The organism is Streptomyces sp. NBC_01283 (genome assembly GCF_041435335.1).
GTDB lineage: Bacteria > Actinomycetota > Actinomycetes > Streptomycetales > Streptomycetaceae > Streptomyces.
This window is the reverse complement of record NZ_CP108430.1, coordinates 312,705-335,484: the sequence shown is the minus strand read 5'-3', so window position 1 is coordinate 335,484 and position 22,780 is coordinate 312,705. Positions and strand designations below refer to the sequence as shown.

General features: G+C 69.0%; 22 protein-coding genes and 1 pseudogene. 14 read left to right on the top strand and 9 right to left on the bottom strand.

The annotated features are described in order from the left end of the window. The first annotated feature begins 21 nt into the window (after window positions 1-21). The 3 genes from OG302_RS01315 to OG302_RS01305 all read left to right on the top strand — a co-directional run bounded on the left by OG302_RS01315 (window position 22) and on the right by OG302_RS01305 (window position 3,191). Window positions 22-405: a cupin domain-containing protein gene (locus OG302_RS01315; protein WP_371524926.1), complete on the top strand. Its 384-nt coding sequence runs from the start codon at window positions 22-24 to the stop codon at window positions 403-405. A 594-nt stretch (window positions 406-999) separates the two neighbouring features. Next, window positions 1,000-1,572 (top strand): hypothetical protein, encoded by a 573-nt coding sequence (locus OG302_RS01310; protein WP_371524925.1) that lies wholly within the window; start codon window positions 1,000-1,002, stop codon window positions 1,570-1,572. Between the two features lie 485 nt (window positions 1,573-2,057). Further along, window positions 2,058-3,191 (top strand): PP2C family protein-serine/threonine phosphatase, encoded by a 1,134-nt coding sequence (locus OG302_RS01305; protein ID WP_371524924.1) that lies wholly within the window; start codon window positions 2,058-2,060, stop codon window positions 3,189-3,191. A gap of 192 nt (window positions 3,192-3,383) precedes the next feature. Here OG302_RS01305 and OG302_RS01300 read toward each other — a convergent pair whose 3' ends face one another. Further along, window positions 3,384-4,100: a TetR/AcrR family transcriptional regulator gene (locus OG302_RS01300; protein ID WP_371524923.1), complete on the bottom strand. Its 717-nt coding sequence runs from the start codon at window positions 4,098-4,100 to the stop codon at window positions 3,384-3,386. Window positions 4,101-4,348: 248 nt separating this feature from the next. Between OG302_RS01300 and OG302_RS01295 the strand changes: the two genes are divergently transcribed. Then, complete coding sequence (locus OG302_RS01295) at window positions 4,349-4,936, top strand: flavodoxin family protein (protein ID WP_371524922.1); 588 nt, start codon at window positions 4,349-4,351, stop codon at window positions 4,934-4,936. A 51-nt stretch (window positions 4,937-4,987) separates the two neighbouring features. After that, a complete protein-coding gene (locus tag OG302_RS01290; protein WP_371524921.1) occupies window positions 4,988-5,977 on the top strand; it encodes an aldo/keto reductase in 990 nt (329 codons plus the stop codon). Between the two features lie 156 nt (window positions 5,978-6,133). On the opposite strand, the gene OG302_RS01285 is transcribed toward OG302_RS01290, so the two are convergent. Continuing rightward, window positions 6,134-7,183: a zinc-binding dehydrogenase gene (locus tag OG302_RS01285; protein WP_371524920.1), complete on the bottom strand. Its 1,050-nt coding sequence runs from the start codon at window positions 7,181-7,183 to the stop codon at window positions 6,134-6,136. 93 nt (window positions 7,184-7,276) lie between these two features. Here OG302_RS01285 and OG302_RS01280 point away from each other — a divergent pair, with 93 nt between their 5' ends. After that, window positions 7,277-7,834 carry a TetR/AcrR family transcriptional regulator gene (locus tag OG302_RS01280; RefSeq protein WP_371524919.1) on the top strand — a complete coding sequence of 186 codons (558 nt, stop codon included), beginning with the start codon at window positions 7,277-7,279 and terminating at the stop codon, window positions 7,832-7,834. A gap of 453 nt (window positions 7,835-8,287) precedes the next feature. Then, window positions 8,288-9,199, top strand: coding sequence for a GNAT family N-acetyltransferase (locus OG302_RS01275; protein ID WP_371524918.1), 912 nt, complete (start codon window positions 8,288-8,290; stop codon window positions 9,197-9,199). A gap of 547 nt (window positions 9,200-9,746) precedes the next feature. Here the strand turns inward: OG302_RS01275 and OG302_RS01270 are convergent. Further along, entirely contained in the window at window positions 9,747-10,469 is a 723-nt protein-coding gene (locus tag OG302_RS01270) for an ArsR/SmtB family transcription factor (RefSeq protein ID WP_371524917.1), read from the bottom strand. Window positions 10,470-10,578: 109 nt separating this feature from the next. On the opposite strand from OG302_RS01270, the gene OG302_RS01265 reads away from it, so the two are divergent. From OG302_RS01265 to OG302_RS01245, 5 genes and pseudogenes are all read left to right on the top strand, one after another. Continuing rightward, the gene (locus OG302_RS01265; RefSeq protein WP_371524916.1) at window positions 10,579-11,079 is read left to right on the top strand and encodes a GNAT family N-acetyltransferase; all 501 of its coding nucleotides are present in this window, start codon (window positions 10,579-10,581) and stop codon (window positions 11,077-11,079) included. 518 nt (window positions 11,080-11,597) lie between these two features. Next, a complete protein-coding gene (locus OG302_RS01260; protein ID WP_371524915.1) occupies window positions 11,598-12,371 on the top strand; it encodes an ISAs1 family transposase in 774 nt (257 codons plus the stop codon). 173 nt (window positions 12,372-12,544) lie between these two features. Further along, the gene (locus OG302_RS01255) at window positions 12,545-13,150 is read left to right on the top strand and encodes a dihydrofolate reductase family protein (RefSeq protein ID WP_371524914.1); all 606 of its coding nucleotides are present in this window, start codon (window positions 12,545-12,547) and stop codon (window positions 13,148-13,150) included. A gap of 372 nt (window positions 13,151-13,522) precedes the next feature. Further along, window positions 13,523-14,194, top strand: coding sequence for a hypothetical protein (locus OG302_RS01250; RefSeq protein WP_371524913.1), 672 nt, complete (start codon window positions 13,523-13,525; stop codon window positions 14,192-14,194). Between the two features lie 555 nt (window positions 14,195-14,749). After that, window positions 14,750-14,962: pseudogene (locus OG302_RS01245) on the top strand (hypothetical protein); the annotation flags it as partial. A 143-nt stretch (window positions 14,963-15,105) separates the two neighbouring features. Here the strand turns inward: OG302_RS01245 and OG302_RS01240 are convergent. Continuing rightward, a complete protein-coding gene (locus OG302_RS01240; RefSeq protein ID WP_371524912.1) occupies window positions 15,106-16,167 on the bottom strand; it encodes an Lrp/AsnC family transcriptional regulator in 1,062 nt (353 codons plus the stop codon). Between the two features lie 104 nt (window positions 16,168-16,271). Between OG302_RS01240 and OG302_RS01235 the strand changes: the two genes are divergently transcribed. Next, window positions 16,272-17,474: a M20 family metallopeptidase gene (locus OG302_RS01235; protein WP_371524911.1), complete on the top strand. Its 1,203-nt coding sequence runs from the start codon at window positions 16,272-16,274 to the stop codon at window positions 17,472-17,474. Continuing rightward, complete coding sequence (locus OG302_RS01230) at window positions 17,471-18,949, top strand: MFS transporter (protein ID WP_371524910.1); 1,479 nt, start codon at window positions 17,471-17,473, stop codon at window positions 18,947-18,949. The genes OG302_RS01235 and OG302_RS01230 overlap by 4 nt, the downstream gene beginning before the upstream one ends. Window positions 18,950-19,311: 362 nt before the next feature. Here the strand turns inward: OG302_RS01230 and OG302_RS01225 are convergent, their stop codons facing one another. Genes OG302_RS01225 through OG302_RS01205 form a run of 5 tightly spaced genes read right to left on the bottom strand, consistent with a single transcriptional unit; the run spans window position 19,312 to window position 22,629 of the window. Then, window positions 19,312-19,728 carry a cupin domain-containing protein gene (locus OG302_RS01225; protein WP_371524909.1) on the bottom strand — a complete coding sequence of 139 codons (417 nt, stop codon included), beginning with the start codon at window positions 19,726-19,728 and terminating at the stop codon, window positions 19,312-19,314. A 47-nt stretch (window positions 19,729-19,775) separates the two neighbouring features. Then, window positions 19,776-20,099 (bottom strand): carboxymuconolactone decarboxylase family protein, encoded by a 324-nt coding sequence (locus OG302_RS01220; RefSeq protein ID WP_371524908.1) that lies wholly within the window; start codon window positions 20,097-20,099, stop codon window positions 19,776-19,778. Between the two features lie 52 nt (window positions 20,100-20,151). Next, entirely contained in the window at window positions 20,152-20,928 is a 777-nt protein-coding gene (locus OG302_RS01215; protein ID WP_371524907.1) for an SDR family NAD(P)-dependent oxidoreductase, read from the bottom strand. A gap of 41 nt (window positions 20,929-20,969) precedes the next feature. After that, window positions 20,970-22,244, bottom strand: a complete 1,275-nt coding sequence (locus OG302_RS01210) for an MFS transporter (RefSeq protein ID WP_371524906.1) — start codon at window positions 22,242-22,244, stop codon at window positions 20,970-20,972. Between the two features lie 34 nt (window positions 22,245-22,278). Continuing rightward, window positions 22,279-22,629, bottom strand: a complete 351-nt coding sequence (locus OG302_RS01205) for a cyclophilin-like fold protein (protein WP_371524905.1) — start codon at window positions 22,627-22,629, stop codon at window positions 22,279-22,281. Between the last annotated feature and the right edge of the window lie 151 nt (window positions 22,630-22,780).

Sequence of the window (22,780 nt, the reverse complement as noted above, 5' to 3'; positions counted from 1 at the left end):
TCGAGGCCTTTTGTCCGCCAAGTGTCGGAGAGTTCGTGGACTGACTGGGACGATCCTCGTGATGGCCTGCTGTCGTTCACCTCGACCATCGGTGACGGCACGACTCCGTCGGACACGCTGACGGCGGGACTGACGAAAGTGCCGTCGGGAGGATGGCTCGGGCTGCACAGCCACGAGGCCACCGAGGTCTATCACGTACTGCTCGGAGATGGCATTGTGCACCTTGAGGGGCAAGAGGAGCACGTTGGGCCAGGAAGTATGGTCTTCATTCCATCTGGATGTGTTCATGGAGTCCGCAACACCGGCGACAGCGACCTGGAGTTCTTCTACGTGTACGCGGCAGACTCGGCAATGGATGAGCGAACGCGGTACACCTACCCGGTTGATCCCGCCCCCGACGCGTGAAGGCACGAATCACCCGGCGGTCGACGTAGGCGTTCCAAGGCGCGCCGAGAGGGCGGTTCGTAGGGTGATGTCAGTCTCAAAGGAGGCGGGAGCGGCACGCCCTGGCTGGGCGTTGGGACGCGCTGCTCTACGACCTCTGCAAGGAGTGTGCGGCCTCAGCGCGGCAACTGGTTCATCTGGCCCGTCGGCTTGACCGAGTCGCGGACCAAGACGAGCAACGCAACAAGGCCGACGCTGAGCACACCCGACTCCGTTCCCTGGTGCGGCAGTTGCGCATCCTAGGAGCGGCGGAACTCCAGCAGGCAGCAAGGGAAGTCGAGCACCACGCCTATTGGCTGCGTGCTGTGCACGAGGGCCGTCCGGACGAACTCATCGACCACTATGGCGGCGCCTCCACGCACGGAGAATAAAGGGGCATCTCGCGCGAAGACATCCTGAAGACCATGCAGGAGTACGACGACTTGGAAGCCGAGAAGATCGTTCAGTACGCGGACACATGGCAGCCGTGTGCCCCAGAATGCGGGTATGGACGCAGGTCTCGCAGCAATCCTCGGCGCAACAGTAGGAGCTTGCGGAACGGCTGTCGCAGCCGGCGTGAGCGGATTCTTCTCCCGATCTCAAACGGCGCTGCAACTGGCAGCGCAACAGCAGCAGGCGGAGCGGCAGATACGGGCTGATCTGGCGACGCAGATGCGGGAGCCCCGCCGCCAGGCGTACGCCAGCTACGCAGCAGAGGCCAGCCAGCAGGCGGATGCGCTGCTGTGGACCTGTCACGCGCTGTCTCACGAACCGCCTCGCCGGGAAGCGGCCGTAGAGCATCTGGATGCGTTCATGCAACGAGGCAGCACGGCCTATGAAGGCGTCCTGTTGGAAGGTCCCGAAGAAGTCGCGCTTGCTGCCTCGGAGTTGTCCGGAGCGATCGCTCAAGGGACTGTCATCGCTGCCACGTGGCTTGAGCAAGGCGACGAGAGTGCCGCGCGAACCGGGCCGCGTGACTTCGCAACAGAGCTGCGGGAAGCCCACGAGGTCGCACAGAAGGCCCTACGGGATTTCCGCTTCCTGGCTATGGACGCCATCCGAGCCGACGGCGGACATCCCGAGGCAGAGCAAGCCCGAGCACGGACCGCCGCGCTTCGTGAGGCGCTGGGACGACCAACGTGGGGGTAGTAGGACTCCGTTAGGTCTTCCGGATGCTCCTGATCAGGAGCATCCGGAAGACCTAACGGAGTCCTATTAGGGAAGAGAACCTAGATCAACTGATCCGGCAGGCCCAGCAGCACGGGCGGGGCCCACCGCGCGACCCCGCCGCGGGGCAGCTGCTGCCCGGCCTGGTGGCCAACCTGGACCAGCCACCCCATCTACACCGGCACCTCAACCGCGATCACCCCCATATCAAGACCCGCAGGCCCGTAACGCGCCGTGCTCACCCATCCTTTGGCCTTCCTCCTCATCGATCACCAGGCCCAGGGAACGTACTGGCCAGACAGCTTTGACGAGCAGAGCGCCGTCACCCGTGAGAGTGGCGCATTGCCACCGCAGGATTCCCGTGCGATCTGGCACGTGGACGCAGCCTCGAAAGAAGGGAGGGCAAGGTCACCTACACGAGTGGGTAGGGCTTGTGCAGGCCCGGCATGGCCCCGTAGGTTCCGCGCGTGACCGCAGCGGTGTCCGTAACAGCCACGATCCTGGTCGTCGACGACCACGAGCCGAACCGCTTCGCCATGGGCAGTGTGCTGCGCCGGGCGGGCCACCGAGTGCTGGAGGCCGGCTCGGGCCCTCAGGCGCTGGCCGTTTTGCACGAGGCCGATCCCCTGCCGGAACTGGCCATCCTTGATGTGCGGCTGCCCGGTGTGAGCGGGTTCGAACTCGCCCAAGAGATGAGGGCCGACCCCAAACTTCCACACATCCCGGTTATCCACGTCTCCGCGGAAGCCAACGATCCAGGCGACCGCATCCGCGGCCTGGAAGCGGGCGCTATCGCCTATCTGGCCTCCCCAGTCGCCCCCGAGGAGCTGCTGGCCACGGTCGATTCCGTGTTGCTCGCGCAGCGCGAGGCAAAGACGGCCCGGGAGGAGCGCCGTTTCGCCTTCGACCTGCAGCACGCCTTCCTTCCCCGGGCGGAGAAGCTGGCCGCACTGGAGGCCATCGACCTCGCCGTCGGTTACGTACCGGCGATGGAGCGCGCGCAGCTTGGCGGGGACTTCTACGCGGCCTTCGCCGTGGACAGCGGGGTGCTGCTGGCCGTGGGCGACGTGGCCGGGCATTCTCTGGCCGCAGCCACGGTCATGGTCGAGCTGCGTCACGTCCTGCGGGCCTACGCCCTCGAAGGCCACGAGCCGCACCACATCCTGCGGTTGATGGACCGCCTTCTCGTGCATTTCCATCCCGACATCACCGCGACCATGTGCCTGGTCGTCCTCGACGCGCGCTCCGGCGCCATGGACATCGCCAACGCCGGGCACCTGCCGCCGCTGGTCATCTCACCCGGCGGGCAGGCGCGCTACCTGCCCGTCCATGGCCCGCTGCTGGGTTTGAACCTGCCGCACAAACCCGCCGCGCAAGCCCGTCTCGAGGACGGTCAGGTGCTGCTGATGGTCACCGACGGCCTGATCGAACGGCCCCGCGTCGACCTCGCCGTCTCCTTGGAAGACCTCCGCCGGCGGGCCGCACACGCCCCCTGCACCCCCAACACCCTGCGCGATGCCCTGCTGCAGCACTACAGCAGGGACACCGAAGACGACATCGCCCTGCTCGCCGTGCGCCGACAACCGCCCGAAGCCACCTGAATCGCCGGGACGTGGCACCGGCCCCCGGCTGGCAGCCAGGCCCGCGCCCGTGTCCTGGTTCAGGCACCAGGCGCAACGTAGCGAGATCGCGCCCGCAGCGCGGAGCAGCACTGCGTGGCCGGGACCTGCAGGGGGCGGATCTCGGTGCTCGGGATCCTTCACCGAGAGGCAGGTACGAGATCGACAGCGGTTTCAGCTTGCCAGTTGCTGGAGCCATTCGCGCAGCAGGGCTGTTTCGGTGTCGCGCAGGGGTAGCGCGGTGTCTGTGGCCGGGGGTGTGGTTTCGAGTGCGGCATCGAGGGCGAGTGCGCGTGAGGCCAGGTCCGGCCCGGGTGGGGTGGGCGGGTTGGTGGTGAGGGAGGCGATGACGGTGTCCCGCAGCCGTGCGGATGTGGTCAGGTCCCGTTCGGGGGGCGCTTCGCCGATCAGTGCCAGGGTGGCGCCGGTGGTTGCCGCGTGGATGATGCGGGTGGCCTGCGCGACGGGGATCCGCAGGCGCCCGGCCTCGGCCGTCCGGCGCAGCAGTTTCACCAGCAGGGCGTGCGCTTCGTCGGCGGCCGGGGGGCGCCGTCCGGGCTGCACCGTGCCGTACATGAGCATGTAGAACGCGGGGTGCTGCACCCCGAAGTCGACGTGCAGGTCCCAGCCGCGGTAGAGGTCGGCCACCGGGTCGTCGGGGGTCAGTGCCAGAGCCTCGCGTTTCTCGGCCAGGTACATCTCGAATCCGTAGGCGGCCAGCTCGGCCAGGAGTCCGTCCTTGTCGTCGAACATCCGGTAGAGCGCGGGGGCCGTGATGCCCGCGGCTGCGGCGACGGCGCGCGTGGAGAGCGCTTGGCTGCCACCCTCCTCCAGCAGCTGGGCGGCCACCTGCAGTACCTGGCGTCGCGCGGGGCGTCGTCCTTCATCCATGGAACAACGATATCGCGTTTTGCGTATCACTGCCTTATCGGTGTTACGGTTTTGAGCGTAACGTTGATCCATGCAGCTGCTGGTGGTCGACGCGGGCCCCGTATTGGGGCGTGCGCCACGCCCTGCCGGGGCCTCCTGCGGTACCCGAGGCGGGGGAGGGGCAGTACGGCCGACCGTCACAGCGTGCGGCTCACCGTCCGCCGCCGCACCAGCGAACCCGCCGCCATCGCGGCAGGAGAGGAACACCCGTGTCCGACATATCGATCGTCATCGCGTCGCATTCCGGCTACGGCCACACCGCGCAGATCGCCGCGGCCGTGGCTGATGGCGTGCGCTCCATCGCCGGGACGCACGTCCAGCGCGTGGATGTCGCCGCCCTCAGCGACGCGGACTGGGAAGCGATGGACGCCGCAGACGCCATCATCTTCGGTACTCCCACCTACATGGGCAGCGCGTCGGGGGCGTTCCACGCCTTCGCCGAGGCCAGCAGCAAGCGGTGGATGACCCGTGTCTGGAGCGACAAGCTCGCGGCGGGGTTCACCAACTCCGGTTCCATGAGCGGCGACAAGATGCACACGCTGCAGTACCTGGCGCTCTTGGCGGCCCAGCACGGGATGCTCTGGGTGAGCCTGGGCCTCCTGCCGGGCTGGAACACCACCACCTCCAGCCCCCAGGACGACAACCGCCTGGGCTTCTACCTCGGTGCCGGTGCGCAGAGCTTCAACGACACCCCCGCCGTCCACGAGGCGGACCTGAACACCGCCCGCCATCTTGGCCGGCGCGTCGCCGAGCACACCCGCGTCCACCGCGCCGGACTGATGGCGACAGCGCACTGACTCAGAGGTCCGCCAGGAGATCCCTCCCCGTTTCTTTCCAAGGAGTGAGTCATGCGGCACCGGACACTGGGAAGTCAGGGCCTTGAGGTCTCGGCGATCGGATACAGCGCGATGGGCCTGACGATGGCCTACGGACCCACCGACGAGGCGGCCGGCATCGCCGCGCTGCGCCGCGCGTACGAGATGGGTGTCACCTTCTTCGACACCGCGGAGATGTACGGCTGGGGCACCGGATCCAACGAGATCCTGGTCGGCAGGGCGGTCAGGGACTTTCGCGACGAGGTGGTCCTGGCCACCAAGTTCGGCGTCGACATGTCCGGGCCTGCGGAACAGATCGGCGGTGCTCTCGACAGCCGGCCCGACACCATCCGCAAGGTCGCCGACAACAGCCTGCGCTACCTCGGCGTGGAGCACATCGACGTCTTCTACCAGCACCGTGTGGACCCCGAGGTGCCCATCGAGGACGTCGCGGGCACCGTCAAGGAACTGATCGAGGCGGGCAAGGTGAAGTACTTCGGCCTCAGCGAGGCCGGACCCGAGACGATCCGCAGGGCGCACGCCGTGCAGCCGGTCTCCGTCCTGCAGACCGAGTACTCCCTGTTCGAACGGGACGTCGAGCAGCTCTTCCCCGTCCTGAAAGGACTCGGCATCGGCTTCGTCGCCTACTCGCCCCTGGGCCGCGGGTTCATCACCGGCACCGCAAAGCCCGCCGGTCAGTACGGGGCCACCGACCTGCGCAACACCGACCCGCGCTGGCAGCCGGGCAACTTCGAGAGGAACGTCGAAGCCGTCGACCGGCTCGCCGGGCTCGCGGCGTCCAGGAGTTGCACCGTCTCCCAGCTCGCCCTGGCCTGGCTCCTGACCCGGGGCGAGCACATCGTGCCCATCCCCGGCACCCGCAGCCCCCAGCGCATCGAGGAAAACGCCGGCGCCGCCGGCCTCACCCTCACCGCCGCCGACCTCCATGCCATCGACGAGATCCTGCCCCAGGGCGGCTTCGGCGCCCGCTACACCGAGGGGCACGTGCCCACCTGGACCTGAACCCCCCTGGGGCAGATGCACGCAGGCCCGCTCCGGTGAGGTCAGCGCAGAGCCACGCAGGCGACCGCAGGCCAAGCGATCCGCACATGGCTACGCGCATGGCTGCGCCCGCGATCCCTCGGATGGGTTTGTCGGATGCGTCCTTCGGATGGGAACTCAGGGGTGCATGACGATCTTTCCCACGTGCTCCCTGCGGGAGAGTTCTTCCTGCGCCTCAGCGGCCTGCTCCAGGGGGAAGGCTGCGGCGATGACGGGCTGAACCTCCGCCCGGCGGGCCAGGTCCATGAGGAGGCCGAAGTGTGTGGGCGTGTGCATCGCGGACCCGATGACCTGGGCGTTGTGCAGGTAGAGACGGCGCACGTCAAAGGTCACGTCGTAGCCGCCGAGTGCGCCGGCGATGACCCACCGGCCCCCTTCGCGCAGCAGCGGCAGCCCTTCACCGACCAACTCGCCGGCCACGACGTCGAGTGCGACGTCGATACCGTCCGGGGCGGCGGCGCGGATCTGCTCGGCGATGTCTCCTGCGCGGTCGATGACTGCGTGTGCGCCTGCCTCCCGCACCGCATCGATCTTGGGTCCGCTGCTGATGGCGAGCACCGTTGCGCCGCGCGCACGGGCGAGCTGCACCAGCGCCAGGCCGACGCCGCCGGACGCGCCCGAGACCAGGCCGGTTTCCCCCTTTCGCAGCCGGCCTCGCTCGATCATGCCCAGCGCCGTGCCGTAGGCGGTGGGCAACGAGGCGAGCTGGTCGTCGGTGAGCGGGGATTCCGTCACATCATGGACGCGCTCTGCCGGCGCTGTCACGTACTCGGCGTATCCACCGTCGCGTTCGCTCCCCATCAGACCCACCGGGTTGGCGTCCGGCCCCTCCGAGTCGTAGATCGCGGGATCGACGACCACCCGGCGCCCGACAAGGCTCTGCTCCACTCCGGTCCCGACGGCCACCACGCGGCCGGCCACATCGGCGCCCTGGATACGCGGGAAGCCGACCGGGCCGCGCCAGCCCGACTTGGCCCCCGGGTCTCCCGGCCGGCCATAGGCACCCTCCCGGGTCCACAGGTCGGTGTTGTTGAGGGCCACCGCACCGACTCGGACCAGTACCTCTCCCGCCTCGGGAGTGGGGACGGCGACCTCCGCCAGCTCCAGAACCTCCGGCCCGCCGTGCCCGGTGATACGCACCGCTCGCATGACCTGGGACGCATTCATCGCGTGAACCTCCTCGCAGGTATACTGATCTGTGAACATCTCCCACCGTACACCGATCAGTAAAGGAACCCCGCAGTGCAGGAAGAACGGCCTGTGACGCCGGCCGGCCGCCGCATCCTGGCGGCCGCGGAGGAGCTGTTCTACCACCGCGGAATCACAGCGGTCGGCGTGGACCTGATTGCCGAGCGCTCGGGAGTGACCAAGCGGACCCTGTACAACCAGTTCGGTTCCAAGGACCATCTCGTGGCGGCCTACCTCACGGGCCGCGACCAGCGCTGGCGCTCGCTCGTCCGTGCTGCCGTCGACGCCAGCGAGACTCCCGCCGAGGCTGTCACCGCCCCCTTCGAGGCACTGCGGACCTGGAGCAGGACCAACACCCGCGGATGCGCTTTCATCAACGCCCTGGCCGAGCTCCCGGACCCCTCGCACCCCGCCCACCGCATCGCCGCGCACCAGAAGCTCTGGCTGCTGAACCTGTTCAAGGACCTCGCCGCCACAGCCGGCTGCCCGCGCCCGGCCGCCCTCGCCACCCAGCTCCTCGTGCTGCACGAGGGTGCTGTCGCCACTCAGCCCCTCCCGATCGACTGCCTCGCGGAGGGTACTGACCTGGCACGATCCCTGGTTCAGGCCAGCACGCCGCCCCGCCACTAGGCGCCCTGCCGGAGCACGAGCGTGCGGACGCAGCCTGCTGCGCGCCGGCCTCCGGGGGTGTTTCTGTCGAGTCTGGTGAGTCGTGGCCCCCGACCTCCGATGCAGCACGAGGGTTGCGAAGCCAACTCGTCTGCCCGGGGGTCCTGTTGTCGCAGCTCTAGAGCAGAGTTCATCGTCCCAGGTCAGGATGGTGCTTTCGCGTTTCTGCCCCACCAGCCGCGAACCCGGTGAAACGGCGAGGCCAGGGGCTTCACCGGCACGGTTCGCAATTTCCGTGGACGGGCCCGTCGGTGAGCAAGTAGCGTCTGGCTCCGGACCACGCCGCGTGAGACGAACGGAAGGAGGCGAGTGCCGTGCAGTTCTCAACCATCCAGCGCTCCCTCCCCGTTACCCCGGTGTGGCACCTCTGATCCGACCGGGAGCGCTCCTGCCGTACGCATCCCGGAGGAACCCATGACCGATACGGTCATCCGCGCGCTCGACGAGAGCGACGCCCATCTGTTCGACGCACACCCCGACCCGCTGAACGCTCGTGCCGCGCACCAGCGGACCACGCACCGCCCCCACTGGAAGCGGGTGGCTCTGCGCGACGGCGCCGTCGTCGCCCGCGGCGCCTGGTGGGGCGGTCCCGATGACGAGGAACCCGTAAACCTCAACTGGTTCGACGTCGCCGAGGGCGAGATCGGGGCGGGGGCCGAACTCCTGCGCTCCGCCCCGTGGCAGGTCGAACTAGAGATCAACCTGCCCGGCGACTGGCGCGAGCACCCCGCTCTGGCCGCAGCCGCCGAGACGCGCTTCGCCGCCGCCCGGGCCGCCGACTACGAGCTCCTGGTGGAACGCTTCCTGTACCGCTGGACCCCGGAACGCGGGCTGCCCGAGCGGCCCGGACGCCTCGTCTTCGGCCCTGAGCCCGACGACGCGGTCTTCTTCGACGCGGTGCGCCGCATCCACGCGGCCACGCTGGACGCCCACGCGCTGAAGGCCATCGAGGAGGGCGGTCTTGACCAGGCAGCGCGGGAAGAACTGGAATTCTTCCACTGGTGCCCGTCCCCGCGGGAATGGTGGCAGCTCGCCCGCACCCCGGAAGGCGAACTGGCCGGCATCCACATCCCGGCGCACAACCCCTCCGGACCGACCATCGGTTTCATCGGCGTCCTGCCGGAGCACCGCGGCCACGGTTACGCCTACGACCTCCTCGCCGAGTGCACCCACTTCCTGGTGGAACAGGGCGCGGAGGCCGTCACCGGCGCCACGGACCGGGGCAACTTCCCCATGGCCGCGCACTTCACCAAGGTCGGCTTCCCCGTGGTGCGTGAACGGATCAACTTCCACCCCGTCGTCCGGACCGTCTCCAATACCCGCTGACATCACCGGGTGACACCAACAGCGGTGGCCGTGGGCGAGCACCGGCGAACCGGCGCGGCAGCCGTGGTCCTGTCGACCGTGAGGGCGGTTCTGGTCGAACAGGTTGCCTGGTCAGGTGATTTCGGCCGGGTGGGCGCATGAAGGCAGGACCTCCGGTGCAGCACGAGGGTTGCGAACCCGACTCGTCTGCCCCGGAGGTCCTGTTGTCGCAGTTCTGCGCGGTGTCGCCGGTTGTCTTCAACTCGGTGCGTTCTTCCTGCGATTGCCTCGCTCACCGGTTCGGGAACGCAGCCGACCGGCGCCGGACCGGGGCCCCGGGCTACGGCTCGGACATGACCGACGCCGAGGTGGAGTGAAGCTGCCGATTCGATCAACTATCTCAGCTGCGCCCCGATGGCATCCGTTCTGGAACCGGTGAGAGTGATCCCTGGTGATGATGCCCGAGTGAGTCGAATGGACATTGAGGGCGACGGCAGGGCCCCGGGGAGAGTCCTGTTCGCCCGGCTTGATCACGCGTCGGTGTGGCCCGGTCAGGTCCGGTTCAGGCTCAGAGCTCAGCTGGTGGCAGGCCGAGGTGGTCGTGCAGTGCCCGGCAGCCGGCGGGTGTCACGAGGAGGGCGCGGGTGGTGCCGATGCGCGTCATCCACCCGGTGGCGAGTGCGTGGGCAGACAGGGCGGCGCCCACAGCGCCGGCCAGGTGGGGACGGCGCTCGGTCCAGTCGAGGCATGCGCGCACCGGTGGCCGACGTGAGCCGGCGGGCACCGTGATGCCGACCTCGGCAAGCCAGAGGGCGCCTTTGCCGGTCAGGCCCGGCTCGGGTCCCCACTCCAGGAGTCCGCGTTCGACCATTGCGTCGGTGATGGCCAGTGCGGTGGTTCCGGCCAAATGGTCATAGCACAGCCGGGCGCGGGCCAGTGCCTGCTGCCGGCCGGAGGCCGACAGCGAGCGTGGTGGGGCGCTGTGCTTCGGGGCCAGCGCGGCAAGGCTCTCGATCAGTTCGACCACTGTGCGGTCGGCCACCCGTACGTAGCGGTGGCGTCCGTGGCGCTCCTCGACGAGGAGCCCGCTGTTTACGAGCAGGTTCAGGTGCGAGGTCGCGGTGGACGGTGCGACTCCGGCGTAGCGCGCGAGCTCGGTCGCCGTCCATGCCCGGCCGTCTAGCAGCGCGAGGTAGAAGGCGGCCCGGGTGCCGTCGGCCAGCAGCTTGGCCACGCCCGCCAGGTCCACACCCACATCCTGGCCTGCACGCTGAATGTCCACGGTGCCCATTGTCGCCGACGTCCCTTCGACGTCCGTCGAAGCGTCCCCGTCCTAGCGTCGGCTCGTGCGCCGGGCTCACCGGCCCCGCACCCGCATCCGCTCATGTACTGGAGCATTTATGACTGCGTCCGACACTGCCGTCACCGCTACCCGCCAGCCCGACCCCCAGACGGACTTCGTGCTCACCGACGCCCCCAACCCGGAGGACGTTGCGGCAATCTCCGACGCGCTGGACCGCTTCAACATCGAACACACGGGAATCGCCGACCGCAGACCTCTGGCCGTCCTGGTCCGTGATCCCGAGACACGCCAGGTGGCAGGCGGACTGACCGGGCGTACCTCGCTCGGGCTGTTCTTCCTCGACCTCTTCTACCTGCCGCCCCGGCTGCGTGGCAGCGGGCTGGGAACGGAGATCCTCCGGCGGGCCGAGGATGAGGCCCGTGCCCGTGGCTGCCGCACGGCCGTGCTCTACACGATCACCTTCCAGGCCCCCGGCTTCTACCAGAAACACGGGTGGAAGCGGCTGGGAGAGGTGCCCTGCGATCCGCCGGGCACCAGCCGCGTCTTCATCACCAAGGAACTCACCGCACCGGCCGGTGAACCAGTTCGGTCCCGGTAAGGTCGCCGTGCTCGTTGCACCCTCATCTGTTCCGTCCGCTCTGCACCTGCCACAGGTCGAGTCCGGGGCGTCACGGTCCGAGGCGGTGGTGCCGTCCGGGCAGCTCGACGCACTGTCCCTGGTGCCCGATCCGAGGAATTCGCGCGGGGTGCGTTTCCGGCTGGCAACGCTGCTCGCGGTCGGCGTGTGTGCTCTCACCAGTGCCGGGCACACTCCCTGACCGCCATTGCCGAGTGGGTACGCCGCTGCGACCAGGATGTCCCGGCCCGGCTGGGCTGCCCTTTTGATCCCTTTACCGGCCGTTCAAGGCTCCGGGCGAGCGCACCCTGCGCGATGTATTCGCCCGCGTCGACCCCGCGCTACTCACCGCCGCTGGTTTCACCAGGCTCCCCACACTCCAGGTCCGCCCGGTAACCGCGATTGGCCCGGACGGGACCGTCGAGCGCGAACAGCGCCGCGCCCACCTGATCGCCCAGCACGAGACGGACCCGCCGCAACCGCGTCGTGCGGCCTTCGCCGTGGACGGCACATGCCTGCGCGGAGCGGGCCGCGCGGACGGCAGCCGCGTCTTCGTCCTGTCCGCAGTGCGCCACCACGATGCGTTGACTGCCGCTGTGCGCGAGATCGGTGCGAAGACGAACGAGATACCCGAGTTCGCTCCGCTGCTGGACACCCTCGATGATCAAGACCTGACCGACTCCATCGTCACCGTCGACGCCCTGCACTCCCGGACGAGCCACGCTCGCTACCTTGTCGAGGACCGCCAGGCCCACTATCTGCTGTCGGTGAAGAACAACCAGCCCACCCTGGCCCGCCAGTTGACCAAACTGCCCTGGAAGCAGGTACCGGTCCTCGATCAGTCCCGCGACCGCGGACACGGCCGTGAGGATGTCCGCGAGGTGAAGGTGGTGAGCGTGAACGGTCTGCTGTTCCCCCATGCCCGCCAGGTTGTTCGCATCCACCGCAAACGCCGCCGAATCGGTACATCGAAGTGGCAGACCGAGACTGTCTACGCCGTCACCGATCTCGCGGCCCACCAGGCGTCTCCCGCTGAGATCGCTGCCTGGGTGCGCGGCCACTGGATCATCGAGAACACCGTCCACTGGACGAAAGACGTGACCTTCGCCGAAGACGCCAGTCAAATCCGCAGGCATCGCACCCCCGCCGTCATGAGCGCCCTGCGCGACCTTGCCCGCGCCACCCTCCACCGCTCCGGATGGGCCAACATCGCCAGCGGCCGACGAGCCCACACGCACCCCGCAGCCACGCTCACCCTCCACGGGATTCCATGATCAAACCGGGCGAACGCGACTCTACCGGGGCCCTGAGGGCGACGGTCGTGCGCGAGCGTGTTTCGGATCGACGGGTGCCACCCGTGCACCCCGTATGCGCGCTGCGCCACGAACCTTCCACCGATGAGTTTCCGGCGGTGGTGTGGTCTACCTGTCGACGAAGGGAGCACACCATGCGCAAGATCATCGTTTGCACGTTCCTGACGCTCGATGGCGTCATGCAGGCGCCTGGCGGTCCGGACGAGGACGCGGGCAGCGGCTTCAAGCACGGCGGCTGGCAGAAGATGGTGTCCGACGACGAGGTCGGCGCGGCCATCGCCGGTTGGTACCAGCACTCCGACGCGATGCTGCTGGGCCGCAAGACGTACGAGATCTTCGCGTCCTACTGGCCGAGCGCCGATCCCGGCAATCCGTTCACCGATCGGATGAACAGCACGCACAAGTACGTGGCGTCTCGGACGCTGACGTCCCTCGAGTGGCAGAACTCCACTCTGCTGGAGGGGGACGTCGTCGATGCCGTGCGCATGCTGAGGGCGTCCGACGGCGGCAACATCAACGTCGTGGGCAGCGGTGACCTCGCCCAGACCCTCATGCAGCACGACCTCGTCGATGAGTACCGGCTTACCATCCACCCGGTGATCATCGGCACCGGCAAGCGGCTGTTCGCCGACGGAGCGATCCCCACTGCGCTGGAGCCGGTGAGCGTCTCGACGACAAAGGGGGGCACCGTCCTGGGCGTCTACCGGCCCAACGGTAAGCCCAGCTACGACAGCTACTAGTCGTGCGTCGCGGACCGCTGACGACCATCGTCGCGACTGCTGCGGCGCAGTCGTAGTTCAGTGGAGCGCGACGTTGCCGCAGGTGATGGGGCTCCTTGGAGTTCCCCACCCCCCGGCTCTGGGATGGGACGGAGCCACCGTCAGCTCTGGAGCGATTCCGTTGAGGTGGATGACGACAAGGGGCCGGAGCAGAAGGCACGTGCCTTGAGACCGGCGAGGTGGGACGGACGCCGCAGAAATCAGCTTTCACACGATGACCGGTTGTCCGGCGGGCTCGCCCTGACCGTCCAGGTATGGGTACCCAGGGAGGCGGGGCGGATGTGAGTACCCGCACGGATACGTATGGGCCAGAGGCTGCCTACGGTGACGTCCATGCCTGCACCCGAGCCCGCCTCCACGCCCAGCCGCAGACGACGCTGGATCATTGCCCTTTTGGTCACACCAGTGGTGGTGTTGTTCGGCGGCGCCTGGTTCGTGATGTACGGCTGGCCGGAGCGGTACGACAGAGAGCCGCCGCCGGAAATGCTGCGCCGTATCGCGGCCCACAATCAGGACGCCTACCGTGTACTGGATCTCGGGCCCGCGCTGGAGCCGCGGTCCGGGCCGGAGAATCCTGCTGAACACCGTTCCAGCAACTCCGCTTCGACGGGTGAGTGTTACCCCGATGGTCTGGAAGCGATGAAGGACGAGCCTCTTGACGGTGTCTATAACGTCCATCACGGCTGGACCCATGTCAGGAAGGACGGCTCCGGGGTGCGGGTCGCCTTCGACCGCCTGGAGCGCCATCTCGCGGCCAATGGCTGGGAAGTCGACCGGAGCGAATCCATCAACAAGCAGAACTTCAGCGTGATCGCTGGCAAAGACGGCTACCAGCTGTCCATCCGCTGGGATGCAGAATTCAAGGAGGTCACCGGCCTTGGTCGCAGTCCCTGCGCCCGCTTCCCCGACCGATCGCAAGAGCGCGCTTATCGCCCCGCCGACCACTACGAGGCCCCGGACCGGAAACTGACACCGCCTGCCCTCGTGCCCCGTCGGCGGCACTGATCGGTACACATGATCAAACCGGGGTCACCTGTCAACGACTTTAGTCACGACCGGAACGGGGCATCCCGAGATCAACTACCGGCCGTTGTGCCAGATCCGCGGCTTCCGCCTGCTTGGTGCGCAAGAACGTCAGCGTGGGATCGAGCCCGTCGATCTCGCCGAGCCACTGTTCCTCCTGCGCACGTCGCCGCTTCCAGGCGGGCTTCGCCGCGCAGTTCGCCGATCGCGTCGACCAACCAACTGGGGGAGTGATGGCGTCCGGGTCGGCATCTGCTTGGCCGAGTCACTGTTGACGACGCGGTCAGCGGTTCAGTAGAGCCATTGACTTCCCGTTGGCGGCGCCTGCGGGCGCGAGCTCTTCTCCACGTTCGGCGAGTTCGGATCGGAGACCGAGGAACTGCTGTTCCAGCTTGGCGGCCTGGCGGCCCGACGGCCCGTCAGGATGACTTCCGGCAGCGGGGCGGCGCCCCGCACGTCGACCAGACCGCGCGTATCTCTCGGCCGACCTGTTTTTGGCCAAGCTAGATCGATGCCCCGACCAGGGAGACTCGCGCGATGTGCCGCAGCACGTTGTCTGGACCGGTCGAGCGAGGGTGGGACGAGCCCTGGTATCGGGTCCGTCTGGAGGCCTTCCTGGTGTCGTTCCTGCCCAGCGATGGCGAGGACTTGGACGAGGTCTGCAACGTTGATGTCTTCGTGACGCTGAAGGATGGATCTCGTTGGACCGCGACCGTGTTCACCGTCGTGGAAGTCGAGCGTCTGATGAAACCGACCCGCACCCTCGTGCCGTGCAGCTGCTCGGGGAACTGCCGCCCCTGGACAGTCGGCGGCGCGCGCAGAACGAGGCGTGGGGTCCATGGAACCCCCCCCGTGGTCAGAGCGAGCGGCCGGACTCCTCCCAGCGTTCTAGCCTAAGGTTGGGTCTCCGCTCTGGCCGTGCGAACGTCCAGAGGAACGCCGCCGATGTGGTAGCCCTGTTCGTCGAGGAGGTGGCCGCTGAGCTTCAGTGGCCACAGGGCCACGGCTCGGTCGGTGATCTCCAGGCCGGGTACGCGCTGGGTGAGTCGTACCTCGAAGCGCTGCACGTCGGTGAGGGACTTCACCCAGGCGATGATGAGGACGTTGTTCCGGCCGGTGACGCCGGCGCACAGCCGTACTTCCCGGGCGCCGGTGACTCCGCGTGAGACGCGTTCCAGCTCTCCCGCGGCCGCGCGCCCCCATTGGATCACGGTGACAGGCCACTCCGACAGGGGGCGTGCGACCTCGCAGCGGGTCTGGAGCATGCCGGCGGCGAAGAGCCGGCCGAGTCGTCGGCGGACCGTGTCCGGGCTTGCCCCGCAGGCGTCGGCGAGCGCGCGGTAGGTGGCGCGGCCGTTCATGGAAAGGGCGGCGATGAGGGCGTGGTCCAGGTCGGTGAGCGGGAAGACAGGGGCCTCGGTGCGGGCGGTTTCGGTGTCGGCGAGGCGGGCGATCTGGGTGCGGTCGAGGGCGCGCAGCCGCCAGCGGCTGCCCTCTGTATAGACGGTGCTTGCGAGGTGGGTGCGGCTGGCGACGATGCCCGGCATCGCGCCGATGCTGCGGGTCATCCAGTGGGTGAGTGCCGCGAGGTCCGGGACCATCACAGTGAGCAGCAGGTCGCGGTCCCCGCTGACGTGTTCGACGGTCGAGACGTGGGGCACCTGGGAGAGGTCCTGGGCCACGGTCAGCAGGCTGCCGCTGGCGCAGTCCACCTCGACGAAGGCGAGCAGTCCCTGTCCCGCCGAGGCGAGGGCGGGCGATGGGGAGCAGCTGATCCAGGCGGCGCCGGCTTCGGTGAGCCGGTGCCAGCGGCGGGCCACGGTCACGGCGTCGAGGCCGAGTACGGCGCCGATCTCGTTCCACCCGGCCCGCGGGGCGATCTGCAGTGCGTGCACCAGGGCCTGGTCGACGTCGTCAAGCGCCCGTACCCCCCCATGCGAGGAATGCTGCGTCATTCGATGTCCCTTGCGTCTTTCCTGCGGTTCAGGGCCGATGGGGTGGCGAGCACTTCATTCTTGCCTCACCGAAAGCCGGAACCGTACCAGGAGGTTGACGCAGCGTGTCTGCACTGGAATGCGCCAGGGAACTCCAGCCCGATCTCGTGCGGCTGCGCCGCTCGCTCCACCGTGAGCCGGAGCTCGGTCTGCGGCTGCCGCGTACGCAAGAAAAGGTCCTCGACGCGCTCGACGGTCTCCCGCTCGACATCACGCTCGGCCGGGAGCTGTCCTCTGTCACGGCCGTGCTGCGTGGTGGCCGTCCCGGCGGGGCGGTCCTGCTGCGGGGCGACATGGATGCGCTGCCGGTGGACGAACGCACCGGGGTGGAGTACGCCTCCGAGGTGCCGGGCCGGATGCACGGCTGCGGGCACGATCTGCACACCGCCGGACTCGTCGGCGCGGCGACGCTGCTCGCGGACCGCCGGGAGAGCCTCCAGGGCGACGTGGTGTTCATGTTCCAGCCGGGCGAGGAGGGGCACAACGGCGCGGGCGCGATGATCGATGAGGGTGTCCTGGACGTGGCGGGCAAGCCGCTCGACGCGGCCTTCGCGCTCCATGTGTCGGCCAACCGGCTGCCGGGCGGCTGGGTCGCGTCCAGGCCCGGCACCGTCATGACGGCGTCCGACGTCCTGCGGGTGACGGTGCGGGGCGAGGGCGGGCACGGTTCGGCTCCGCACCACGCCAAGGACCCGGTGCCAGTGGTCTGCGAGATGGTGACCGCGCTGCAGAACTGGGTGACGCGCACCTTCGACATCTTCGACCCGGTGGTGGTGACCGTCGGACGGCTGCACGCCGGAACGCAGCAGAACGTCATCCCCGACACGGCCGAGTTCGAGGCGACCGTACGCAGCTACTCGGAGGCGAACCACGAGCTGCTGGCCCAGGGGCTGCCGCGACTCGTGCGCGGGATCGCGCAGGCACACGGCTTGGAGGCAGAGGTGGCGTACGAGATGCTCTACCCGGTCACGGTCAACGAGCCGGTCGCGACGGAGTTCGCCCTGGAGACGGCGCGCGACCTGTTCGGCGCGGGCGAGGTGTGGCTGGCCCCGCAGCCCGCCAGCGGTTCGGAGGACTTCTCCCTGGTCCTGAACAAGGTGCCCGGCGCGATGCTGCTGGTCGGCGCGGCGCCCGAGGGCGTGGATGTGGAGAAGGCGCCGCAGAACCACTCCCCTCGAGCCGTGTTCGACGACCGAGTGCTCCACCGCCAGGCGGCGCTGCTCGCCGAACTCGCGGAACGGCGGCTCGCCGCGGGGACATCCGTATGAGGGCCCCGCGCGTGACGGAGGAGGTGGCGCCGCCTCGGGTCACCCCCGTCGTCGCTCTGCTGGTCGTCTTCGAGCTGGTGAGCGGCTTCCTCCAGGGTTCAGGCCCGGCGCTGGTGCCGGCCGTGCAGGACTGGCAGTCCATCAGCGCGTCGCAGGCGCAGTGGTACATGGCGGTCCAGTTCCTGGCCGCCGCGGTGGGGGTACCGGTGTTCGGGCGGCTCGGCGATCTGTACGGGCACCGTCGACTGATCCGGGTCGCCCTGGCCTGCGTCGCGGTGGGCACTGTCCTGGTGGCCCTCGCACCGAATCCGACGGTGCTCCTGGTGGGCCGTGCCCTGATGGGGCCGCTGGCGGCGCTGCTGCCACTGGAGATCGGTCTTGTACGGGACCGGCTCGACCTCGAAGGCGCACGGCGGGCCGTAGGGCTTCTCGTCGGCGCGCTCACCCTCGGCTCGCTCCTCGGACACAGCCTGGCGGGCCCCCTGCTCGAACTCACCGGTGGCGTCCAGTTGACGCTCTGCGTCCTCGCCGCGATCGCGTGCGCCTGTCTGGCCCTCGCGTACTGTGCGGTCCCCGAGTCCCGGACGCGCGCGCCCGGCCGGATGGACTGGACCGGGGCGCTACTGCTCGGTCTGGCGCTGCTGCTGTTCCTCGGCACGACGGCGCGCGGCCAGGCGTGGGGCTGGACCTCGCCGCTCACTCTCGGCGGCCTCGCCGTCTCCCTGTCCCTGCTCGCCTGGTGGGTCCGGCTCGAACGGGACCGGCCGCACGCCCTGGTCGACGTCCGGGCGGTGGCCCACCCCCAGTCCGCGCCGTACTACATCTCCGGTTTCGTCTTCGGCGCCGTGATGCTGGGCGGGCAGGCAGTCGCCATCTCCTACCTTGCCGCCTCGCCGGCCGACGAGGGGTACGGATTCGGGCTCACGACCTGGGAGATCAGCGCGTGGGGCGCGGTGCCCCACGTCCTGGCCTTCGCCGGGGCGAGCCTCGTGCCCCGAGTGGCGGCCCGCACCGGCTACCGCCGCGCCCTGTTGCTCGCCTTCACGCTGATGGCGGCCGGCAGCGCGGGGCTGATCGCCGCCCACACCACGCTGCCACTGTTCGCCCTGGCATCCGCCATTGCCGGCTTCGGCATGGGCCTGGCCATGGGTGGCCTGCCCACACTGATCGTGGAGCGCAGCACCCCGGACCGCACGGCGAGTGCGACCGCCGTCTACAACAACCTCAAGACCCTGGGCGGCAGCATCGCGGGCGCGGGCGCGGCGGTCGTCCTTGGCTCCCTGACCGTCGGGGATACGGACGTCCCAGCGCTCTCCGCCTATTTGACGATCTGGGGGCTGAGCGCGCTGCTGTACGTGGGCGCGCTCATACTCCAAGTCCTGACCAACCGTCAGACGGATGCCCCGGGTGCGGCGAAGAATCGCCGCCCAGATACTCGTCCGCACAGCGACGTGGGCACGTCAGCCGGAGCGTAGCGGGCGATATCGCGGATCCAACCCGGCGTCAGGACGAACAGCTGCGGGGTGAGCATCAGCGGCGGGCCCGACGACTACTGCGGGCCCGATGGGTGCCGGTGCTGCACAGTGAGTCTCATCTCGGCGGCACAAGGGCAGTCGAAGTACAGCCAGCCCTGAGACCGAGACTGAGACTGAGACTGTGCAGAGAATTTCGAGACCCCACAGGACGACAAAGGACAGCAGTTGTCCTCTGACAGCAAAGTTGGTCCAGCCGGAGCCGCTGACCTGCGCGGACCAACTTCGCTGTCAAAGCTACTCTCGTGGCGCTGCCTCGTGCCGACCCCCGCCTTGCCTGCGCTGGCCTGGTCGTGTGAGGGCGGTCAGCTCCCGTTCGTGCTGTTGAGAGCGTGGGTGTACTGCTCGTCGGTGACGGGCTCCAGCCAGGTGGTGCCGTCGCTGTCGGCGTCGCCCACGACCATGGCGATGTGCGCCATGAGTGTGGTGTCGGTGCCGCCGTGCCAGTGCTCCTCACCGGCCGGGCACTTGACGATCTGTCCGGCGCTGACACGCACGACGTGGCCGTTGCGGGTACCGACCAGGCCGATGCCGTCGGTGATGTAGAGGGTCTGGCCGTTGGCGTGGCTGTGCCAGTTGGTGCGGGCGCCAGGGGTGAAGCGGACCAGAGCGGCGGCGAGGCGGGCGGGGGCGGTGGGGGCCTCGATCGGGTTGAGGTAGACATCGCCGGTGAACCGCTCGGCCGGCGCCTGGGCCGTCGGGGTGGAGGTGATGTGCTCCATGGTCTTCATCCTTGTCAGATGGGGGCGTTGGGGGAGAGGAGGCAGGTTCAGGAGGAGTCGCGCTGGTCGGCGATCTTCTTGAGTCTGTTGATCGCTGTCATGGCGTTGGGCCAGCCCGCGTAGAAGGCGAGGTGGGTGATGGCTTCGGACAGCTCCTGCACGCTCAGACCGTTGTCCAGGGCAACGCCCAGGTGGTAGTCGAGTTGCTCGCTGCGGTAGAGGGCGGCCAGCGTGCTCACGGTGACCAGGCTCCGGTCGCGGGGCGTAAGGCCGGGGCGGTTCCAGATGTCACCGAAGAGGACGTCGTTGGTGACCTCGACGAGCTTGGGGGCGATATCTCTCAGTTCCTCGGGGGCGGACTGCTCGGGCATGGAGGGTCTCCTTGTTCTGCAACGGTCTGATGGTGGGGTGGAAGCCGGGCGGTTACTGGGCGGTGTAGCCGCCGTCGACGGGCAGGGCGATGCCGGTGACGTAGCTGGCACCGGGGCTGGACAGCCACAGGACGGCCTGGGCGATCTCGTCGGCGGTGCCGAGCCGGTGGATGGCCTGGCCGGTCTCGGCCTGGGTGCGGTTGAGTTCACCGCCGTCGACCATGGCGTCGACCATGGGGGTGCTGATGGTGCCGGGGCACACCGCGTTGATGCGGATGCCTCGGGTGCCGTATTCGAGTGCGGCGCTCTTGGTCAGGCCGATGACGCCGTGTTTGGAGGCGTGGTAGGCGGCGCGGCCGGGGTTGCCGACGAGGCCGCCGAGGCTGGAGCAGTTGACGATGGCGCCGCTGCCCTGGGTGCGCATGTGGCGCAGTTCGTGCTTCATGCTTGCCCAGATGCCGCGCAGGTTGATGTCCTGGACGCGGTCGAACTGGTCGGCGCTTTCGTCGGCGGCGTCGGTGGGCGGGGGCATGATGCCGGCGTTGTTGTAAGCCATGTCGAGCCGTCCGAACGTGTCCACGGTGCGGTCGACGGCGGCGGCGATCTGGTCCTCGACGGTGACGTCGCAGACCAGAGCCAGAGCCTGGTACCCGTGGTCGGTGAGTTCCTTCGCGGCGGCGGTGACAGCCTTTTCGTCGATGTCGGCGAGGGCGACGGCGGCGCCCGCTTCGGCAAAGGCGCGGGCGGTGGCCAGACCCATGCCGGAGCTGGCGCCGGTGATGAAGGCGACCTGCCCGGTGAAGTCGTAGGTGGGGGTCTTGGGGTTCATGGCGGATCCAGGTGAGTGGGGTGCGAGGAGGCCGGATCGGTTCAGCTCTGCGCCGACGTCACTTCAGTGGTCGTGTCAGTGGTCGTGCGCGCCGGCGGGACAGGCGTGTCGCGAACGCTGTGGGCGACGGTGCGCGTCGTCCCGTGCTTGCTGGTGACGGCCAGGGCGATCAGCGGCAGCAGGGTCAGGCCCGTGAGGACGGCACCGATCAGGGCGGGTCCGGTCACACCGAGAGGAGAGGCAAGGGCCTGCCCGGCGAGCGCGGAACCGGCGGCGATGCCGGTGTTGTACGCGGACGTGGTCAGCGCCGAGGCCAAGGTGGTGGCGTCGCCGGCCAAGCGGACGGCGAGGGCGGTGACGACCGGGTTGATCGTGAAGCCGGCCAGCGCCATGAGGAAGATCAGAGCGATGGTGGCGACCGGGGCGGTGGACAGCGGGATCAGCGCGAGCAGGATCAGCGCGGTCGCCGCGGCAGCCGGGATGGTGGTGGCCATCGGACGGCGGTCGCCGAACCGGCCGCCGATCGCGGTGCCGCCCAGCGCGCCGGCGCCGAACGCGATCAACACCAGCGGCACGACACCGGCCGGGATGCCCGCACGGTCGGTCAGCAGGGGTGTGATGTAGGTGTAGACGGCCAGCACACCGCCCATGATCAGAACGGCCGAAGCCAGTGCCAGCCACAGGCGCCCCTGCCACAGCGACCGAATTTCGTCGCGTACGGAGACCCGGGCGCGTTGCTCCGTTCGGGGGATGAAGTGCCCGATCACGGCGGCGGCGAGGGCGGCGAGCGCGGCCAGGGCCCAGAACAGTCCGCGCCAGCCGGTGACGTGACCGATGAGGGACCCAGCGGGGACGCCGACGACGTTGGCCAGGGTCAGGCCGCCCATCATCACGCTGACGGCCCGGGTGGCATTCGCGGGTCCGGCGGCGGTGGTGGCGATGACGAAGCCGACGGCCCAGAACGCGCCGGTGGCCAGCGCGGTCACGAACCGGGCGGCCAGGACGACGGTGAAGGAACTGGTGAGGGCTGCCACGACGTGCCCGGCAGCGAACACCGCCAGGGCGAGGACGAGGGTGAGGCGTTGAGGCAGGCGCAGGGTGGCCAGGGCCATGGTCGGACCGCCGACGATCATGCCGACGGCGAAGGCTGTGATCAGCAGTCCGGCGTGGGAGAGGCTGGCGCCGAGGTCGGGGGCGATTTCCGGGAGGATCCCGGCGATGACGAACTCGGTGGTGCCCATCAGGAAGGTGCCGGCGGCAAGCACCCACACGACGAAGGGCAGCTTGCCCGGCGCGTGAGCGGCGGGAGCGGACATAGGGGGAAGTACTCCTTGGGAAGGGGGACGGGGGTCAGGAGGCGGGCTGGATGGGGACGCGGTCGGCGTCGGCCAGGCGCGCGATGTCGTCCCGGTCGGTGAGGTGGCCGAGGATGACCAGGCCCGGTGAGGGGTGGCCGTCGCGGTAGAAGAGGGCCAGGTTGCCCCACGGCGCGTAGAAGGCCAGGTCACCCGCCTTCGGGTCGGACGACGCCGGGGCGCCGTCGGTGCTCAGCTTGCGCGGCAGGTCGGCGACGCGCTCGGTTTCCTGGAAGTCGTCGAGATCGAGGGTGAGCGGCAGCAGCGCGGCGAAGTCCCGCGCGGTGGAGCTGTCGTTCAAGGCGGCGTCCACGCTGTGGCCGTCGATCATGAGGCGGATGTGCATGGCGCTGTTCTCCTCTGAGGGTTCGGTCCTCGGCCGATCCGTCGCGGACTGCCGCGGTGAACCCTGGGGCGGCGAGGCCGCAGGTGTGGTGGCCGGCGTAGGGCTGCACGCCGTCACAGCGAGCAGCAGCGCCGCGGCCGGGACCGGGTGA

Excerpts from the sequence above, each read along its gene's own strand:
- OG302_RS01300 (WP_371524923.1), bottom strand. The coding sequence starts at position 4,100 with ATGGATGAAGGACGACGCCCCGCGCGACGCCAGGTACTGCAGGTGGCC.
- OG302_RS01290 (WP_371524921.1), top strand. The coding sequence starts at position 4,988 with ATGCGGCACCGGACACTGGGAAGTCAGGGCCTTGAGGTCTCGGCGATC.
- OG302_RS01285 (WP_371524920.1), bottom strand. The coding sequence starts at position 7,183 with ATGAATGCGTCCCAGGTCATGCGAGCGGTGCGTATCACCGGGCACGGC.
- OG302_RS01275 (WP_371524918.1), top strand. The coding sequence starts at position 8,288 with ATGACCGATACGGTCATCCGCGCGCTCGACGAGAGCGACGCCCATCTG.
- OG302_RS01270 (WP_371524917.1), bottom strand. The coding sequence starts at position 10,469 with ATGGGCACCGTGGACATTCAGCGTGCAGGCCAGGATGTGGGTGTGGAC.
- OG302_RS01265 (WP_371524916.1), top strand. The coding sequence starts at position 10,579 with ATGACTGCGTCCGACACTGCCGTCACCGCTACCCGCCAGCCCGACCCC.
- OG302_RS01255 (WP_371524914.1), top strand. The coding sequence starts at position 12,545 with ATGCGCAAGATCATCGTTTGCACGTTCCTGACGCTCGATGGCGTCATG.
- OG302_RS01250 (WP_371524913.1), top strand. The coding sequence starts at position 13,523 with ATGCCTGCACCCGAGCCCGCCTCCACGCCCAGCCGCAGACGACGCTGG.
- OG302_RS01240 (WP_371524912.1), bottom strand. The coding sequence starts at position 16,167 with ATGACGCAGCATTCCTCGCATGGGGGGGTACGGGCGCTTGACGACGTC.
- OG302_RS01230 (WP_371524910.1), top strand. The coding sequence starts at position 17,471 with ATGAGGGCCCCGCGCGTGACGGAGGAGGTGGCGCCGCCTCGGGTCACC.
- OG302_RS01225 (WP_371524909.1), bottom strand. The coding sequence starts at position 19,728 with ATGGAGCACATCACCTCCACCCCGACGGCCCAGGCGCCGGCCGAGCGG.
- OG302_RS01220 (WP_371524908.1), bottom strand. The coding sequence starts at position 20,099 with ATGCCCGAGCAGTCCGCCCCCGAGGAACTGAGAGATATCGCCCCCAAG.
- OG302_RS01215 (WP_371524907.1), bottom strand. The coding sequence starts at position 20,928 with ATGAACCCCAAGACCCCCACCTACGACTTCACCGGGCAGGTCGCCTTC.
- OG302_RS01210 (WP_371524906.1), bottom strand. The coding sequence starts at position 22,244 with ATGTCCGCTCCCGCCGCTCACGCGCCGGGCAAGCTGCCCTTCGTCGTG.
- OG302_RS01205 (WP_371524905.1), bottom strand. The coding sequence starts at position 22,629 with ATGCACATCCGCCTCATGATCGACGGCCACAGCGTGGACGCCGCCTTG.